The organism is Burkholderia sp. SIMBA_062, assembly GCF_046534765.1.
Lineage (GTDB): Bacteria > Pseudomonadota > Gammaproteobacteria > Burkholderiales > Burkholderiaceae > Burkholderia > Burkholderia ambifaria.
Genome location: NZ_JAWRYD010000546.1, coordinates 1 through 242 on the forward strand (window position 1 = coordinate 1; position 242 = coordinate 242).

At 66.5% G+C, this 242-nt stretch carries 1 pseudogene; it reads left to right on the forward strand.

Going from position 1 to position 242, the window contains the following annotated elements:
• Nucleotides 1-242 (forward strand): annotated as a pseudogene (argD, locus tag SB786_RS37400) (acetylornithine transaminase); the annotation flags it as partial.

Here is a 242-nt window from a genome sequence, read left to right on the forward strand (position 1 = left end):
CGCGGCGAATATCTGCGCGAAAAGCTGCTCGAACTGTCGGCGGAACGCGGCTTCGAGGGCGAGCGCGGCGAAGGTCTGCTACGCGCGCTGATGCTCGGCAAGGACATCGGCCCGGCGATCGTCGACAAGGCGCGCGACATGCAGCCCGACGGCCTGCTGCTGAACGCGGCGCGCCCGAATCTGCTGCGCTTCATGCCGGCGCTGAACGTGACGACCGAGGAAATCGACCAGATGATGGCGAT